The sequence below is a fragment of the Pantoea sp. EKM20T genome (assembly GCF_011800485.1).
GTDB classification, from domain to species: Bacteria; Pseudomonadota; Gammaproteobacteria; order Enterobacterales; family Enterobacteriaceae; genus Pantoea; species Pantoea agglomerans.
Window position 1 is genome coordinate 155,410 of sequence record NZ_JAALFW010000009.1, and the last position, 15,359, is coordinate 170,768.

Below are 15,359 nucleotides of genomic sequence, written 5' to 3' on the forward strand. Positions count from 1 at the left end.
GTTGTCGCAATGAGATCGATCTCATCGACAATACACGAGGCAGTCATGACCGATTTAATCAGCGTAGCCAGACTGGCAGGGGTCTCCCGCGCAACCGCTGCGCGCGCCTTTTCTGACCCTCATCTGCTAAAACCGGGCACGCTGCAAAAGGTGCTTGCCGCCTCGGAACAGATCGGTTTCCGCCCGAATCATATTGCCCGTCAGCTCCGCACCCAGCACTCCACCACGCTTGGCGTCCTGTTGCCTTCACTGCTCAATCCGGTTTTTGCCATGCAGTTACAGGCGATGGAGCAGCAGGCTCGTCTGGCGGGATATGGGCTGCTGGTAGCAACCAGTGATTATCAGGCTGAGCGGGAAGCGGCCATTGTCGAACATATGCTGCACCAGCGTGTCGCCGGTCTGGTACTGACGGTGGCAGATGCCGACAGCAGTGCGCTGCTGCCGACACTGGCGGCGGCGAAGATGCCCTTCGTGCTGACCCACAACGTTCCGCAACAGCACGAATGGCCCGCGCTGTGCGTAGATAACCGCAAAGCCATTGCCGAAGCGACCGCCCATCTGGTGTCACTGGGCCACCGCCACATCGTGATGGCTGCGGGGCCTATGCAGCAATCTGACCGCGCCCGTCTGCGCTATCTCGGCTACTGCGATGCCATGCAGCAGGCCGGTCTGACGCCGCAGGCGATGATTGAGATGCCCAGCCATATCCAGTCCGATTTCCATCCGTTGCTGCCGCTGATTAATGCACCTTTGCCGCTGACGGCGGTGATTTGCAGTAACGATCTGCTGGCTATCAGCCTGCTGGGTGCCGCTGCGCGTGCCGGCGTCAGCGTTCCGAATCAGCTCTCCGTGATCGGCTTCGATGGCATTGAGCTGGGCGAACAGCTTTCACCTTCACTGGCCAGCGTGGTGCAGCCGATTGCGCTAATGGGCGCGCGCGCTATTGACCTGCTTCTGAATCCCGTCGGCGGTAAAACCCATCTGCTGGCACATCATTTACGTTTCGGGGAGAGTGTCGCCCCGGCATTTCATGGCTCTTTTTCAGGGGAACATCATGTCACTCACCGTTAACTTCAAACCTATCGCCAGCGCTGCGCTGCTGGCCGGATGCACGCTTGCCTCATCGTGGGCGCAGGCGGCTGAAAATGCTATCTGCTACAACTGCCCGCCAGAGTGGGCCGACTGGGCGACACAGCTCCAGGCGATCGAAAAAACGACGGGCATTCATGTGCCGCAGGACAATAAAAATTCGGGTCAGGCGCTGGCGCAGCTGGTCGCCGAGAAAAGCAATCCGGTCGCCGACGTGGTCTATTACGGCGTCAGCTTCGGCATTCAGGCAGTCAGTGCAGACGTGGTCAGCGCTTACAAACCGGCAAACTGGGATCAGATCCCGGCAGGCATGAAAGATCCTGCTGGCAAGTGGGTAGCGCTGCACTCCGGTACCATGGGTTTTATGGTCAATGTTGATGCGCTGGGTGGCGCGCCGGTGCCGCGTTCCTGGGATGATCTGCTGAAGCCGGAATATAAAGGCATGGTGGGTTATCTTGATCCGGCCAGCGCCTTTGTGGGCTACGTTGCAGCCGTCGCGGTGAACCAGGCGAAAGGCGGCAGCCTGCATGACTTCACCCCGGCCATCAACTGGTTCAAAGCACTGCAACGCAACCAGCCGATTGTGCCTAAGCAGACCGCCTATGCCCGGCTGATTTCAGGCGAAATCCCGATTCTGATCGACTACGACTTCAACGCCTATCGCGCCCGCTACAAAGATCACGCCAATGTGGAATTTGTGATCCCCAGCGAGGGGACGGTCACGGTGCCTTACGTCATCAGCCTGGTGAAAAATGCGCCGCATCCGGCCAACGGTAAGAAAGTGATCGATTTCGTGCTGTCAGATGCCGGTCAGGCGATCTGGGCTAATGCCTGGCTGCGTCCGGTCCGGGCGGGGGCGATGTCACCCGAAGCGAAGAAATATTTTCTGCCTGACAGCGACTATGCGCGCGCTCACACGGTGGATTATCAGCAGATGGCCGACGCGCAGAAGAGCTTCTCCGCCCGTTATCTGAACGAGATCCGCTGATGTCACTCTCAGAGATCAATCCGTTTGCTGCTGGCGACTCAGTTCGCCACCGCCTTCGGCCGCTGGGGGCAAACTGGCCGTGGATGCTGCTGCCTGTGCTGCTGTTCTTTGCTGCCTTCTGGCTGTTGCCGTTTGCTCGTCTGTTGCAGATCGGTATGACGGAAGATCGTACAACTCACCACAGCGGCTACTGGACGGTAATCAGCCAGCCGCAATATCTGCAAAGCCTGCTGAATACCGTGCTGCTCTCGGCAGCGGTCACACTGGTGACGCTGCTGATTGCTGCGGTGGTGGGCTGCTTTCTGGCACGGCAGCGCTTTACCGGGCGAGGCACGCTGCTGGCGCTGCTGACCTTTCCGCTGGCCTTTCCGGGCGTGGTGGTGGGATTTCTGATGGTCATGCTGGCGGGGCGTCAGGGTGTTCTGGCGCAACTCAGTCTCAGCCTGTTTCATGAGCGCTGGATCCTGGCCTATTCGCTCAGCGGCTTATTTATTGGCTATCTCTATTTTTCGCTGCCGCGCGCCATCGTGACGCTGGTGGCGGCCAGTGAAAAGCTGGACCGTTCGCTGGAAGAGGCCGCCCGATCGCTGGGTGCCAGCCAGTGGCGCATCATCATTGACGTCATCATTCCTGGGCTGAAACCGGCGCTGCTCTCCTGCGGCGCGCTCTGTTTCGCCACCAGCATGGGCGCCTTTGGCACCGCATTTACCCTTGGCACAGAGCTCGCGGTGCTGCCGCTGACCATTTATGGCGAGTTCACTAATTACGCCAACTTTGCCACCGCAGCGGCGCTTTCGGTGGTGATGGGGGCGGTGGCCTGGCTGGCGCTGATGCTGGCGAACGGACTGGCTGCCCGCCGTAAGGAGAAGACATGAAACGCCGGGGGCTGTTCTGGCTGCAGGTGGTGATCACCAGCCTCACCGCGCTGTTTATGATTGTGCCGGTTGTGCTCTCGATGCTGGCGGGCGTCACGCAGAACTATTTCACTGGCCTGCGCAGCGGCCTGACGTTGAAGTGGGTGGAACAGGTGTGGCAGATGTATGCCGACACCTTCTGGCTGTCGCTGCTGATCGCTCTGAGTTGTCTGGCGGTGACGGTTATCGCTGGCGTGCCGGCCGCCTGGGGCTTACTGAAATCACCGTCACGCTGGGCCAGCCGCATTGAGGAGTGCCTGATGCTGCCAGTCGCATTGCCGGGCCTCGCCACCGCTCTGGGCATCATTCTGCTTTATGGTCAGTTCAGCGCGTTGCGCGACAGCTGGCTCTTCATCCTTATCGGCCATGTGCTCTTTACCTTGCCCTTTATGATCCGACCGGTGCTGTCGGTGATGCAGGCAATTGATCTGCCGCGCCTTGAAGAAGCCGCCGCCAGCCTGGGGGCGGGCTTCTGGCGCCGCTTCTTTACCGTGGTCGTCCCGAACTGCCGCAACGGCATTCTGGCGGGCGCATTTATGGTGATCACCCTGTCGGTGGGGGAGTTCAACATTACCTGGATGCTGCACACGCCACTGACCAAAACCCTGCCGGTCGGTCTGGCCGACAGCTACACCTCGATGCGGCTGGAAGTCGGGTCCGCCTATACCCTGATCTTTATTATGATGATTTTACCGCTGCTGCTGTTGCTCAACGCCTGTAATCACTGGCTGGAACGGCAATCTTCGCGGCAGCAGAGAGAGGAAACCGTATGAATGAGGCCGTCAACGTGACGCTGCGCCACTGCTCGCGTCGCTTTAATCAGCAGGTCGCGCTGCATCCGCTCGACCTGCAGGTTCACGCCGGTGAAACACTGGTATTGCTGGGGCCGTCAGGCTGTGGCAAAACCACGCTGCTGCGTATTATCAGCGGTCTGGATAGCAGCGATCCCCCGGGAGAGATCTGGTTTGACAAGCGTAACGTCACCGCGCTGCCAATTGAGAAACGCAACGTTGGCATGGTGTTTCAGAACTACGCGCTGTTCCCGACGCTCAACGTGGCGCAGAACGTCGCCTATGGTCTGAAGGTGCAGGGCGTGCCACGTGCCGAGCGTGATGCGCGGGTCGCGGAAATGCTGGCACTGGTTGACCTGACACATCTGTCCCACCGGGCGATTGATAAATTGTCCGGCGGGCAGAAGCAGCGGGTGGCGCTGGCACGTGCGCTGGCTGCCCGGCCTAAAGTTCTGTTGTTCGATGAGCCGCTGGCGGCGCTTGACGCCAGGCTGCGCGATCGGCTGCGGCTGGAGATCGGCGCGCTGCTCAAGCGGCTGGCGATCACTGCGGTTTACGTCACCCACGATCAGCAGGAGGCGATGGCGCTGGGCGATCGCATCGCGGTGATGGAGCAGGGCCGTCTGGTGCAGCTCGATACTCCGCAGGGAATTTATCAGCGCCCGGCCTCCCGCTTTGTAGCGGATTTTGTGGGCGCCATAAACTGCATTGCGCACGATCCCGACGGTCATCCCCTGCGTTTTTGCCGCCCGGAAGATGTGCTGCTGGCCGACGACACCCGCTATGCCCAGCGCGGTGTGGTGGTGGGCAGTACGTTTCTTGGCGCCTCGCAGCGCTTACTGATCGATATCGGGCTGGATAACCCCATTCAGGTCGAGCGTCATGCCCGCGAAATCTGGCAGGCGGGACAGCGCATCAGCTGGTCGCTGACCCGCCAGGCCGCGCTGGAATTTAGTTGCTAAGGAGTCTGTTGTGTCTGTTCAACCCACAGTCATCGCGCAAATCAGCGATCTGCATATCAAGGCTTTTGGTCGTCTCTCTTATAAACAGGTCGATACCCATGCCGCTTTACTGCAGGTTATCGATACCCTTAACGCGCTGCAGCCGCGCCCCGATGTGGTGGTGATTACCGGCGACCTGGTCGATTTTGGCAGGCCGGAAGAGTATCAGACGCTGCGGGAAGCCCTGCAGCGCCTCCAGTTGCCCTTTTATCTGATGGCGGGCAATCACGACGATCGCGAGGCACTGCGTGCTGCCTTCCCGGATCACACCTACCTGCAGGCGGGACCAACCCTGAACTGGCAGCTTAGTGTGGGCGGCGTCAGGCTGCTGGCCCTGGACTCCAGCGTACCGCAACAGCCGTGGGGGGAGGTGGATGAGCAGCAGTTGCAATGGCTGGATCAGGCACTGCGCGAGGCCGCGGATCAGCCCACGCTGGTGATGCTGCATCATCCCCCTTTTGCCTGTGGCATTGCGCATATGGATCGGCAACGGTTACGCCATCCTGAGGCACTTGAGGCGATCATTGCCCGCCATCCGCAGGTTGAGCGGGTGCTTTGTGGTCATCTGCATCGCAGCCTGCAGACCCGCTTTGCCGGAACCCTGGCCTGTGTCGCACCCGGCGTGTCGCATCAGGTGGCTCTGGATCTGCACCCGGAGGGGCCGGCTCACTTTATTCTGGAGCCGCCCGGCTTTTTGCTCCATTGCTGGCAGCCAATGCAGGGAATGGTCACGCATCAGTGCGCGATTGGCCACTTTTCGGGACCCTGGCCATTTTACGATAGTCAGGGGTTAATCGATTAGTGCCAGCTAAATCTGTATTAAGCGGGGTGATATTTGTCTTAATGCTGCTCAAAAATGCCGACACAGTGTAGACTTAAGCCCGGCTATCAGGGCTTCTGGCACACATTAAAAAAATAATCAGGCATTCACGACATGACACTCTTCTCCGGGGCGGCGACGCCATGTTAAAGCTCTTTCGGCCCAAGGCCGACTTGCGCAATCTGATCGCCCTGCTGGTGATTGTCAGCATTGTTATCACGCTCGCGAATACGCTCTACGCCACCTGGCGGGTGCAGCGGCAGGTGCTGATTGACACCACGCTTGAGGCTAACCGGGCCTATGCCGCCAAGCTGGCCTCAACCAGTGAAATCTTTTTTCAGCTGGCGCAGTCACAGTTGCACTACAGCGCCAATCAGCTAAGCCGTGACTTTAATAATGAAGGACTGCTGAATAGCGAAGTCAATCGTCTGCGTGAGCAGACTACCAGTTTCAACTCGGTTGCTGTGGTGGATGAGCAGGGCGCGATCAAAGCGATCTCGCCCGAATCCCTGACGCTGAAAGGGATGCGTGTCACCAGCGACGCCTCCCGCGAAGCGCTGACGTTGCGGCAGCCGATCATCAGTAAACCGACCCTTTCTGCAGCCAATAATCTGCTGGTGTTTGTCTCCTGGCCAATCTGGAGTCCCGATGGCGACTATCTGGGCTACATCGGCGGCACGATCTATCTGAAGAAAAAAAGCATTCTGAATGCGCTACTGGGTGAACAATTCTACCGTGATGGCACCACGGTCTATGTGCTCGACAGTAATAATGAGGTCTTGTATCACCAGAATCGTCAGCTGATTGGTAAAGTTCTGCCCGCCATCGTCAGTCCGCGTGACGAGCAGACCAATGGCTCGCTGATGCTTGCGGGTGCAGGTGAGTCGACGCAGCTGGCGGGCTATGCCGTCGTGCCGACTACCGGCTGGACGGTGGTGGCGCTGAAGCCGATTAACGTCACGCTGAACCCGCTTTCAGGCCTGTTAATGAAAGTCCTGAAGAACTCGGTGCCGTTCGCACTGCTGACCCTGCTGGTTGCGTTAGGACTGGCACGGCTGATTGCCCGACCACTGTTCCAGCTGGCCCGCAAAGCCAGCCGTATGGATGCGCAGGGCGTATCAAAAGAGATTGGCGGCATCAGTGCCTGGTATTTTGAGGCGGCGCAGGTCAAGCGCGCGCTACTCACCGGCATCGGACTGGTGCAGGACAAAATCGGTCGTCTGAGTTCGGAAGCCCAGACCGACCCCCTGACTCAGTTGCTGAATCGCCGTGGTCTTAATGCGGTACTGGAGTACTACCGCACGCTACGCCAGCCTTTCTCGGTGCTGGCGCTGGATATCGATCACTTTAAAAACGTCAACGATAGCTGGGGCCACGATGTGGGCGACCGGGTGATTCAGCAGGTGGCGAGCACGCTGCGTGCCAGCGCCCGTCAGTCTGATGTGGTGTGCCGCAACGGCGGAGAGGAGTTTCTGATGCTGCTGCCGGGAACGGCGCTGGATGAGGCGCAGATTATCGCCGAGCGCGTGCGACTGGGTATTGCAGAAGCCTGGCTCACCGACGTGGGACGCATTACCTTGTCTATCGGCGTCGCGGCCTGGAATGGTTCGCAGGATGTCGGGCTGGAAGGCAGTTTAAAACAGGCGGATGCGGCACTCTATGAGGCGAAAAATGCCGGGCGCAACTGCGTTATCGTGGCCGCCGCGTAATCGCGTTAACTCACAGTGTTTCGCAACGGCAGGATAAAAATGGGTGGGGAAGGGGAAGTTAAGCAGGGCGCGGCGTTAAGGCTACCGCGCCCCTCAACATCAGGCTGACTTGACGTAATCCAGCACCATGTCGTGGTGATTCGAGGTCTTGAAGTTATCAAACACTTTTTCGATCCTGCCCTCAGCATCTATCAGGAAGCTGATGCGATGAATGCCGTCATAGGTTTTCCCCATAAACGTTTTTTCACCCCAGACGCCAAACGCCTGGCAGACTTCATGGTTTTCATCGGAGAGCAGGGTAAAGTTCAGCAGCTCTTTTTCGACAAACTTTGACAGTTTTTCCGGTTTGTCGGTGCTGATGCCCAGCACTTCCACGCCCGCTTTTTTCAACTCATCCATGTTGTCACGCAGACCGCACGCCTGCACGGTGCAGCCTGGTGTCATCGCTTTCGGGTAAAAGTACACCAGAACGCGCTGTCCCTGGAAGTCGGTCAGATTCACGTGTTCGCCGTCCTGATCGGGCAGGCTAAATGCGGGTGCAGTATCTCCGGCTTTCAGTGGATTCATTACATCTCTCCATTTTCTTATTCAGGCTGTGGGTAATACACCATCCGGTCAGAAACGGCCAGAGGGAAAATTACCATCAGGGGGTATTTCACCACATAGCCGGTCACCTTTCAGTGGCAGTAATGTGGAGAAATAACTCCGGTTAATTGACCAAAGCTTAGCGTACCGCGCTGACAGATTCGCTGCTGTCGGCATCTGACACACTGTAAAGGCGCAGCGTTCCCTGAGCATTCAGCTCCTGACACAGGGTATTAAACGCCTGCTCAAACGGGGTGCCACTGGTTCGCGTCGGACTGTGAGCGGTCATTTGAATATAGAGCGTAGGGGGCAAATTGTGTTGCGCTGGTGTAATGCGCGACACCAGTTCGGCCACATTCATCTGATGCTTATCGATAAGATCGGTAAAGCGTTCAATAATATGCGGCGAATCAGCCACCTCAACCTGAATGAACGCGGTGTCGGGCATAGGCGGACGGAGCCGGGCATTGGTGCGCTTCATGACGATCAGCAGTTCCAGCTCTGCCCCTTTCAGTGGCAGGGTCGATTCAATCAGTGTGATCGCGTTCCAGCTGCCCGACAGCAGCATGATAAAGGTGAACTCATCCCCAAGCATGGCAAGACGGCTATCTTCAATATTGCAACCGCAGCTGCTGACGTGTCGGGTAATGGTGTTGACGATACCCGGACGGTCAACACCGAGCGCGGTGATCACCAGATGATGGGGCTGAGATTGCGGCAAAATGGCTTTTCCTCTGCTTTCGCTAATAACCATAAGGTAAACATAAAAAAAACTGCTGACAAGCGCGGGAATGGCGTGGCTGGCTTGCTTTTCCCTAAGTGTAAAACGTACCATGAAGCACTTGTTTGTCGAGGGGATCGCCAATGTTTACGGGAAGTATTGTTGCACTCGTTACGCCAATGGATGACAGCGGTAATGTCTGCCGGTCGAGTCTGAAAAAACTGATTGATTATCACGTCGCCAGCGGCACCGCGGCGATCGTTTCCGTCGGCACCACAGGCGAATCTGCTACCCTGAGCCATGAAGAACATGGTGATGTGGTGATGCTGACCCTGGAGCTGGCCGATGGCCGTATTCCGGTGATTGCCGGAACCGGGGCAAACGCCACCGCTGAAGGCATCTCTCTGACTAAGCGTTTTGAAAATTCCGGCGTTGTGGGTTGCCTGACCGTGACCCCATATTACAACCGTCCGACGCAGGAAGGGCTGTTCCAGCACTTTAAAGCGATTGCGAATAGCACCAGCCTGCCACAGATGCTGTATAACGTTCCTTCGCGTACCGGTTGTGACATGCTGCCGGAAACCGTTGCCCGCCTGGCCGAAATCAAAAATATTATCGGAATCAAAGAGGCAACCGGGAACTTATCGCGGGTTAGTCAGATCCAAGAGCTGGTTAATGAAGATTTCATTCTGGTGAGTGGCGATGACGCGACTGCGCTGGACTTTATGCAACTGGGCGGCAAAGGCGTTATTTCGGTGACGGCCAACGTGGCTGCGCGCGAAATGGTCGAACTGTGTCAACTCGCACAGCAGGGCAATTTCGTCGAGGCACGCCGCCTGAATCAGCGTCTGATGCATCTGCACCAGACGCTTTTCTGTGAACCCAATCCTATCCCGGTGAAATGGGCTGCGAAACAGCTAGGATTAATCGCTAACGACACGCTGCGTCTGCCAATGACGCCACTGACTGCAGCCGGCCAGCCGAAAGTGGAGCAGGCGCTGGTGAAAGCGGGTTTGCGATAATTTAGGGAGTTTGAATGAATTACTCAGTAAAGCGGTCAACAGTAGCCACAGTGGTGGGGCTTTCTACCCTGATGCTGTTGTCGGCCTGTTCAAGCGATCAGCGTTATAAGCGCCAGGTCAGCGGTGACGAATCTTATCTTGAAGCCAGTCAGTTAAATGAACTGAAAGCGCCTGCCGGAATGATCCTGCCGGTGCAGCGTGGTGATTTCGACGTGCCGCGCACGACCAGTCAGGCACCCACCGGCAAGCAGCTCGACATCCGTCCGCCAGCCCAGCCGCTGGCGCTGATGAACGGCACCCGCGCACAGTTCAGCAACAATACCGGCGCGCTGATGATTGATAACAGCCGCGGCTCAGTCTGGTCGCAGGTCGTCAACGTGGTGCAGTCATACAAATTCCCGATTGCCTCACGTAATGACGCAGGCCAGCAGCTGACGACGGACTGGGTGCAGTGGAACCGTGCTGATGAAGATCAGCAGTATCGTGGTCGCTACCAGATCAGCGTGCAGTCGCAGAGCTATCAGCAGCAGTTAACCGTTCGTCTGCTGGAGCTGCAGCAGGATGGTAAAACCATTACCTCACCTGTGCAGATCCAGCGTTACACCGCGCAGATGCTGAATGACATCAGCACCGGTATGGACAAGATTGATACGGCGAGTGAAAACGCGGCCTCTGGTCGGGTGAATGGGGCCATTGATGTGCAGAGCGGTGCAGATGATACCGGCCTGCCACTGCTGATCCTGCGTACGCCATACAACGTGGCATGGCAGCGTCTGCCTGATGCAATGAAACGCGTCGGGATGGAAGTGACCGACACGACCCGCTCAACCGGCAGCATGAAGGTGACCTACAAGTCACTGAGCAGCAGCGACTGGGATTCAGTCGGTGCGAAAGATCCGGAATTACCAAACGGTGATTACAAAGTGCAGGTCGGCGATCTCGACAACCGCACCAGTCTGCAATTCATCGACCCGAAAGGGCATGTGCTGACCCAGTCGCAGAACGATGCGCTGGTGGCCGTGTTCCAGGCGGCGCTGAACAAATAAAGTTGCCCAAGGCCGGAGATTCTCCGGCCTTTTTATTTTGTTTTTGGCATAATAGCGCGCGGCGAAGTAAACGATTGCGTCAAGGCAATCGCCGCAGCGGCACTGGCCGCTGAACACCCGTTATTTCAAGTCTGGAGTGAACAAGATGCAAAAGCGAGCTGAGTTGTATCGCGGTAAAGCGAAAACCGTATACAGCACCGATAACCCGGATCTGCTGATACTCGAATTCCGCAACGATACGTCAGCAGGTGATGGCGCCCGAATCGAGCAATTTGATCGCAAGGGAATGGTTAACAACAAGTTTAACCATTTTATCATGACTAAGTTGCAGGAAGCGGGTATCCCGACCCAGATGGAAGCGCTGCTGTCAGATACTGAAGCGCTGGTGAAGAAGCTGGAGATGGTGCCGGTAGAGTGCGTGGTACGTAACCGCGCCGCAGGCTCGCTGGTAAAACGTCTGGGCGTGGAAGAGGGCATTGTGCTCAATCCGCCGCTGTTTGATCTTTTCCTGAAAGATGATGCAAAGCATGACCCGATGGTCAATGAATCCTACTGCGAAACCTTTGGCTGGGTCAGCAAACAGAACCTGGCGCGGATGCAGGAGCTGACCTTTAAAGCCAACGAGGTGCTGAGCAAACTGTTCGACGATGCGGGCCTGATTCTGGTCGACTTCAAACTGGAGTTTGGTCTGTTTAACGGCGAAGTGACGCTGGGCGATGAGTTTTCGCCAGACGGTGCGCGCCTGTGGGACAAAGAGACGCTGGATAAAATGGATAAAGACCGTTTCCGCCAGAGTCTGGGCGGCGTGGTGGAAGCCTATGAGGCGGTTGCACAGCGGCTGGGCGTGAAGCTTGACTGAGTTTGCCTGCCGCGCAGAAAGAAAAAGGAGAGCCCCGGCTCTCCTTTTTTCATTTCAGGGTAAAGCTGGTGATTGCTGCTTCACACAACTAAAATCATGCCATCTGAAAAAATGACTGAGGGAACACAGCATGCGCTGGCAAGGGCGTCGCGAAAGCGACAATGTAGAAGACCGTCGCGATCAATCGTCCGGTTTAGGCGGCGGAGGCCGCCAGATTCGTCTGCCGCGCGGTAAAGGCGGTATTGTGCTGCTGATTGTCGTGGCCATCGCGGGTTATTACGGTTACGACCTGACCGCACTGCTGACAGGCGGCGAAGTTGCACCGACCAGCCAGCAGCAACAGCGCAGCGTCAGCGCCAATGATGATGAGGCTGCGAAATTCACGAAGGTGATTCTGGCCACCACGGAAGATACCTGGGGCAAACTGTTCCAGCAGATGAACAAACAGTATGTGCCGCCGAAGCTGGTGATGTATCGCGGCGCAACCCGCACCGGCTGTGGTACCGGACAGTCAGTCATGGGGCCGTTCTACTGTCCTGCCGATCAGACCGTCTACATCGACCTCTCTTTTTATGACGAGATGAAAACCAAACTCGGCGCGGACGGTGACTTCGCCCAGGGCTACGTCGTCGCGCATGAAGTTGGCCACCATGTCCAGAAACTACTGGGCATTGAACCGAAAGTGCGTGAAATGCAGCAGGGTGCCAGCCAGACGCAGGTTAATCAGCTCTCCGTCAAAATGGAACTGCAGGCGGACTGTTTTGCCGGTGTCTGGGGACACTATATGCAGCAGGAAAATATCCTTGAAGCGGGCGATCTGCAGGAAGCGCTGAATGCCGCCGAGGCAATTGGCGATGACCGCCTGCAGCAGAAAGGTCAGGGCCGCGTAGTGCCGGACAGCTTCACCCACGGCACGTCTGAGCAGCGCTACACCTGGTTCAAGCGCGGGTTTGATGGTGGCAATCCAGGACAGTGCAACACCTTCGCCAGCAACTAATGAGTCTGCAGCCTCTTACGCAGCTTATGCAGCAGGCCGGTGTGCGTCGTCTGGCGGTGATCAGCGGCGACCCGGCCTGGTGTTTACTACGGGCTGCGGCGTGGCGTGAAACGCTGACCGGCGACTGGCTGGCGTTGAGCCCGGAACCGCTGTTCTCTGCTTCGGATAAAGGGCCGGGTCAGTATAAAACGCCGGTCCTGCACAAACAGCCTGCTGCGGTGCGCACGCTGCTTGGCCGTGAATTTCGTCATGCTCTGTTTGACGCTCGTCAGGGCTTTCATGCCGACGCTTTCGCTGCGCTGGCTGGCACGCTCACCGCCGGTAGCTGGCTGTTACTGCTGGTGCCGCCCTGGGAACAGTGGGCGCAGCAGCCTGACAGCGACAGCCTGCGCTGGGCCGATGTCGCTGAACCCATCGCCACCCCTTATTTTGTTCACCACCTGCAACAGCTGATATTAGCGGATGACCAGGTGCTGCTGGAGCGGCAGCATCAGCCATGCCGGTTTCCGGCGCAGCCGGACTGGCCGCAGTGGCACTGTCAGGCACCGCAGCAGCAGCAGGCGATACTCGATCAGCTGATGAGGCTGCCATCGGGGGTTGCCGTGCTGACCGCGCCCCGCGGACGCGGTAAATCGGCGCTGGCGGGTATGCTGGCGCGATTGAACGGACATTGTCTGGTGACGGCTCCGGCCAAAGCCTCAACGGAGGTGCTGAGCACCTTCGCCGCTGACGCTTTTCACTTTATGGCACCCGATGCGCTGCTGGCGCTGGAGACGCCGCCGCAGGCGGAATGGCTGATTGTGGATGAAGCGGCGGCGATCCCGGCACCGCTGCTGCAGGCGCTGGTCAGTCGATATCCCCGCGTATTGCTCACCACCACCGTACAGGGCTACGAAGGAAGCGGGCGCGGGTTTATCCTTAAATTCTGCGCCGGGCTTCCTGATGCACACTATTTTACGCTCGATGAGCCGCTGCGCTGGTCGCGTTTCGATCCGCTGGAGCAGTGGCTGAACCAGGCGCTGCTGTTTGACGATGCCGCCGCGACCGCACCCGATTCTCCTGTAACGCCTCATCATGTTGAGCGCCACGATTTCAGCGCGCTGGAGGCCGCGTATCGTCTGCTGACCAGTGCACACTATCGTACCTCGCCACTTGATCTGCGCCGCCTGCTGGATGCTCCGGGCATGCAGCTGTGGCGGGCCGGCGACGCGCCGGCGTTACAGGGCGCGCTCTGGCTGGTGGAAGAGGGCGGTCTTGAACCTGCACTGGCACAGGCGGTCTGGGCGGGCACCCGGCGACCCCGCGGGAATCTGGTGGCGCAGTCGCTGGCAGCCCACGCTGGTCTGGCTGAGGCGGCGACATTGCGCTCGCTGCGCATCAGCCGTATTGCCGTGGCGGCGGAGCGGCGTCGTCTGGGAACCGGACAGCAGCTGGTTGCGGCAGCGGCCAGTGCGGCAGCCGGATATGACTACCTCTCCGTCAGCTTCGGCTACACTGAATCTCTCTGGGCGTTCTGGCGCGCCTGTGGCTTTAGCCTGGTGCGGATTGGCAGTCAGCGCGAAGCCAGCAGCGGCTGCTACGCGGCGATGGCCATGTTGCCCTGTTCTGCTGCGGGTGAGGCATTGCAGCACCGCGCGGCAGAACAGCTGGCGCGAGACTGGCCGCTGTTGCGCCAGCATATCGCACTGGAACTGCAGTTTGATCAGGTTACTGACGACGGATTGACCGCGCAGGATATTCGTCTGGCGGCGGGTTTTGCCTGGGCGCAGCGGCCACTGGAAGCGAGCCTGCCGGTGTTGCAGCGTCTGGTGCAGGCCAGTTCAGCCTCTGTACCGCTGCTGGCCGCGGCGGTGGCCACACCCACAGCCCTGGGCGAACTGGCCCAGCAGGCGGGAGTGAGCGGGCGCAAAGCGCTAGTCGCAGCGCTGCGTCAGCAGGCGGCAGCGGCCCTCCAGACACTGGGCGTTGATGCAGCCTTGCTGCACCTGCCGTTGAAATAATTCGACCAGCTGGTTCAAATTATCCTCATATGATTTTATGCCAGGCGGCGTAGAGTGAACACAGGAGGTCAACATGACACTGAAATATGTAATCGTTCAACAGCCTGCCACCACAGCACAGCTGTTTCTGCTCTACCATGGCGTTGGCGATAACCCGGATTCAATGGGCGAGATTGGCAACTGGTTTGCCCGAACGTTTCCCGACGCGCTGGTGGTGTCCGTCGGCTCGCCTGGTGCGAGTCGTCAGTGGTTCGGCGAAACCGACCTGCACGATCAGACCGTCCAGCAGCGGGTTGATGCGGCCATGCCGCAGTTTGTTGGGTCTGTGCGTCACTGGCAAAAAAAGAGCAGCGTGCGGCCGGAAGCGACAGCCTTAATTGGCTTTTCGCAGGGCGGCAGTATGGTGCTGGAAGGGATTAAGGCGCATCCGGATCTGGCGGGCCGCGCGGTGGTGTTTAATGGCCGGTTTATTACCCTGCCGGAGAAGGCCAGTACCCGCACCACCATTCACCTGATCCACGGTGATTATGATGAGCAGGTCCCGCTGCACCATGCGCAGCAGGCGGAGCATCGGCTGACCGCCTGCGGTGGCGATGTTACCCTGGATATCGTTGACGATCTGGAACACGCCATCGATCACCGCAGCATGGAGCTGGCGCTGAATCATCTGCGTTATACGGTGCCAAAACGCTACTTTGATGAGGCGTTAAGCGGCGCAAAACCGGGTGACGATGATGTTATCGTGATGATGTAAAAAAGCCCCTGCGCAAGCTCGATCTTAACGCTGATGAGAGCTGACTTTGTGAAGAACCATAAA

15 protein-coding genes are annotated in these 15,359 nt (G+C 58.2%); 13 read left to right on the forward strand and 2 right to left on the reverse strand.

The features are described 5' to 3' along the window. Positions 1 to 45 precede the first annotated feature (45 nt). The 7 genes from HFD94_RS16415 (at position 46) to HFD94_RS16445 (ending at position 7,312) form a co-directional block, all read left to right on the forward strand. Positions 46 to 1,071 (forward strand): LacI family DNA-binding transcriptional regulator, encoded by a 1,026-nt coding sequence (locus HFD94_RS16415; RefSeq protein ID WP_167433299.1) that lies wholly within the window; start codon positions 46 to 48, stop codon positions 1,069 to 1,071. Then, the gene (locus HFD94_RS16420) at positions 1,055 to 2,077 is read left to right on the forward strand and encodes an ABC transporter substrate-binding protein (protein WP_045139762.1); all 1,023 of its coding nucleotides are present in this window, start codon (positions 1,055 to 1,057) and stop codon (positions 2,075 to 2,077) included. The genes HFD94_RS16415 and HFD94_RS16420 overlap by 17 nt, the downstream gene beginning before the upstream one ends. Beyond that, positions 2,077 to 2,952, forward strand: coding sequence for an ABC transporter permease (locus tag HFD94_RS16425; protein WP_122889736.1), 876 nt, complete (start codon positions 2,077 to 2,079; stop codon positions 2,950 to 2,952). The genes HFD94_RS16420 and HFD94_RS16425 overlap by 1 nt, the downstream gene beginning before the upstream one ends. Continuing rightward, entirely contained in the window at positions 2,949 to 3,764 is an 816-nt protein-coding gene (locus tag HFD94_RS16430) for an ABC transporter permease (protein ID WP_022624145.1), read from the forward strand. Before HFD94_RS16425 ends, HFD94_RS16430 begins: the two co-directional genes overlap by 4 nt. Continuing rightward, positions 3,761 to 4,744 (forward strand): ABC transporter ATP-binding protein, encoded by a 984-nt coding sequence (locus tag HFD94_RS16435; RefSeq protein ID WP_010260026.1) that lies wholly within the window; start codon positions 3,761 to 3,763, stop codon positions 4,742 to 4,744. The genes HFD94_RS16430 and HFD94_RS16435 overlap by 4 nt, the downstream gene beginning before the upstream one ends. 10 nt (positions 4,745 to 4,754) lie before the next feature. Further along, the gene (locus HFD94_RS16440) at positions 4,755 to 5,585 is read left to right on the forward strand and encodes a phosphodiesterase (protein ID WP_060680718.1); all 831 of its coding nucleotides are present in this window, start codon (positions 4,755 to 4,757) and stop codon (positions 5,583 to 5,585) included. 161 nt (positions 5,586 to 5,746) lie between these two features. Next, complete coding sequence (locus HFD94_RS16445) at positions 5,747 to 7,312, forward strand: sensor domain-containing diguanylate cyclase (RefSeq protein ID WP_010260020.1); 1,566 nt, start codon at positions 5,747 to 5,749, stop codon at positions 7,310 to 7,312. 99 nt (positions 7,313 to 7,411) lie between these two features. Here HFD94_RS16445 and bcp read toward each other — a convergent pair whose 3' ends face one another. Together bcp and HFD94_RS16455 are read right to left on the reverse strand one after the other, a co-directional pair. After that, positions 7,412 to 7,879, reverse strand: a complete 468-nt coding sequence (gene bcp / locus HFD94_RS16450; protein WP_010260016.1) for a thioredoxin-dependent thiol peroxidase — start codon at positions 7,877 to 7,879, stop codon at positions 7,412 to 7,414. Between the two features lie 157 nt (positions 7,880 to 8,036). After that, positions 8,037 to 8,618 (reverse strand): glycine cleavage system transcriptional repressor, encoded by a 582-nt coding sequence (locus HFD94_RS16455; protein ID WP_010260011.1) that lies wholly within the window; start codon positions 8,616 to 8,618, stop codon positions 8,037 to 8,039. 143 nt (positions 8,619 to 8,761) lie between these two features. Between HFD94_RS16455 and dapA the strand changes: the two genes are divergently transcribed. From dapA to ypfH, 6 genes are all read left to right on the forward strand, one after another. Beyond that, on the forward strand, positions 8,762 to 9,640 hold the full coding sequence (gene dapA, locus HFD94_RS16460; RefSeq protein WP_010260008.1) for a 4-hydroxy-tetrahydrodipicolinate synthase: 879 nt from the start codon (positions 8,762 to 8,764) through the stop codon (positions 9,638 to 9,640). A 14-nt stretch (positions 9,641 to 9,654) separates the two neighbouring features. Beyond that, positions 9,655 to 10,686 carry an outer membrane protein assembly factor BamC gene (gene bamC, locus HFD94_RS16465; protein WP_010260005.1) on the forward strand — a complete coding sequence of 344 codons (1,032 nt, stop codon included), beginning with the start codon at positions 9,655 to 9,657 and terminating at the stop codon, positions 10,684 to 10,686. 145 nt (positions 10,687 to 10,831) lie between these two features. Further along, entirely contained in the window at positions 10,832 to 11,545 is a 714-nt protein-coding gene (purC, locus tag HFD94_RS16470) for a phosphoribosylaminoimidazolesuccinocarboxamide synthase (RefSeq protein ID WP_010260002.1), read from the forward strand. 130 nt (positions 11,546 to 11,675) lie between these two features. Beyond that, a complete protein-coding gene (locus tag HFD94_RS16475) occupies positions 11,676 to 12,542 on the forward strand; it encodes a neutral zinc metallopeptidase (protein ID WP_033778684.1) in 867 nt (288 codons plus the stop codon). Further along, a complete protein-coding gene (locus HFD94_RS16480) occupies positions 12,542 to 14,542 on the forward strand; it encodes a tRNA(Met) cytidine acetyltransferase TmcA (protein ID WP_167433300.1) in 2,001 nt (666 codons plus the stop codon). Before HFD94_RS16475 ends, HFD94_RS16480 begins: the two co-directional genes overlap by 1 nt. Positions 14,543 to 14,615: 73 nt before the next feature. Then, positions 14,616 to 15,296, forward strand: a complete 681-nt coding sequence (gene ypfH / locus HFD94_RS16485; protein ID WP_022624149.1) for an esterase — start codon at positions 14,616 to 14,618, stop codon at positions 15,294 to 15,296. The last annotated feature ends 63 nt before the right edge of the window (positions 15,297 to 15,359 follow it).

What these genes read in the sequence shown, in the direction of transcription:
- dapA (WP_010260008.1), top strand. Translation starts at nt 8,762, where the DNA reads ATGTTTACGGGAAGTATTGTTGCACTCGTTACGCCAATGGATGACAGC.
- HFD94_RS16480 (WP_167433300.1), top strand. Translation starts at nt 12,542, where the DNA reads ATGAGTCTGCAGCCTCTTACGCAGCTTATGCAGCAGGCCGGTGTGCGT.
- HFD94_RS16415 (WP_167433299.1), top strand. Translation starts at nt 46, where the DNA reads ATGACCGATTTAATCAGCGTAGCCAGACTGGCAGGGGTCTCCCGCGCA.
- bcp (WP_010260016.1), bottom strand. Translation starts at nt 7,879, where the DNA reads ATGAATCCACTGAAAGCCGGAGATACTGCACCCGCATTTAGCCTGCCC.
- HFD94_RS16425 (WP_122889736.1), top strand. Translation starts at nt 2,077, where the DNA reads ATGTCACTCTCAGAGATCAATCCGTTTGCTGCTGGCGACTCAGTTCGC.
- HFD94_RS16420 (WP_045139762.1), top strand. Translation starts at nt 1,055, where the DNA reads ATGTCACTCACCGTTAACTTCAAACCTATCGCCAGCGCTGCGCTGCTG.
- HFD94_RS16445 (WP_010260020.1), top strand. Translation starts at nt 5,747, where the DNA reads ATGTTAAAGCTCTTTCGGCCCAAGGCCGACTTGCGCAATCTGATCGCC.
- purC (WP_010260002.1), top strand. Translation starts at nt 10,832, where the DNA reads ATGCAAAAGCGAGCTGAGTTGTATCGCGGTAAAGCGAAAACCGTATAC.
- HFD94_RS16475 (WP_033778684.1), top strand. Translation starts at nt 11,676, where the DNA reads ATGCGCTGGCAAGGGCGTCGCGAAAGCGACAATGTAGAAGACCGTCGC.
- HFD94_RS16435 (WP_010260026.1), top strand. Translation starts at nt 3,761, where the DNA reads ATGAATGAGGCCGTCAACGTGACGCTGCGCCACTGCTCGCGTCGCTTT.
- bamC (WP_010260005.1), top strand. Translation starts at nt 9,655, where the DNA reads ATGAATTACTCAGTAAAGCGGTCAACAGTAGCCACAGTGGTGGGGCTT.
- ypfH (WP_022624149.1), top strand. Translation starts at nt 14,616, where the DNA reads ATGACACTGAAATATGTAATCGTTCAACAGCCTGCCACCACAGCACAG.
- HFD94_RS16430 (WP_022624145.1), top strand. Translation starts at nt 2,949, where the DNA reads ATGAAACGCCGGGGGCTGTTCTGGCTGCAGGTGGTGATCACCAGCCTC.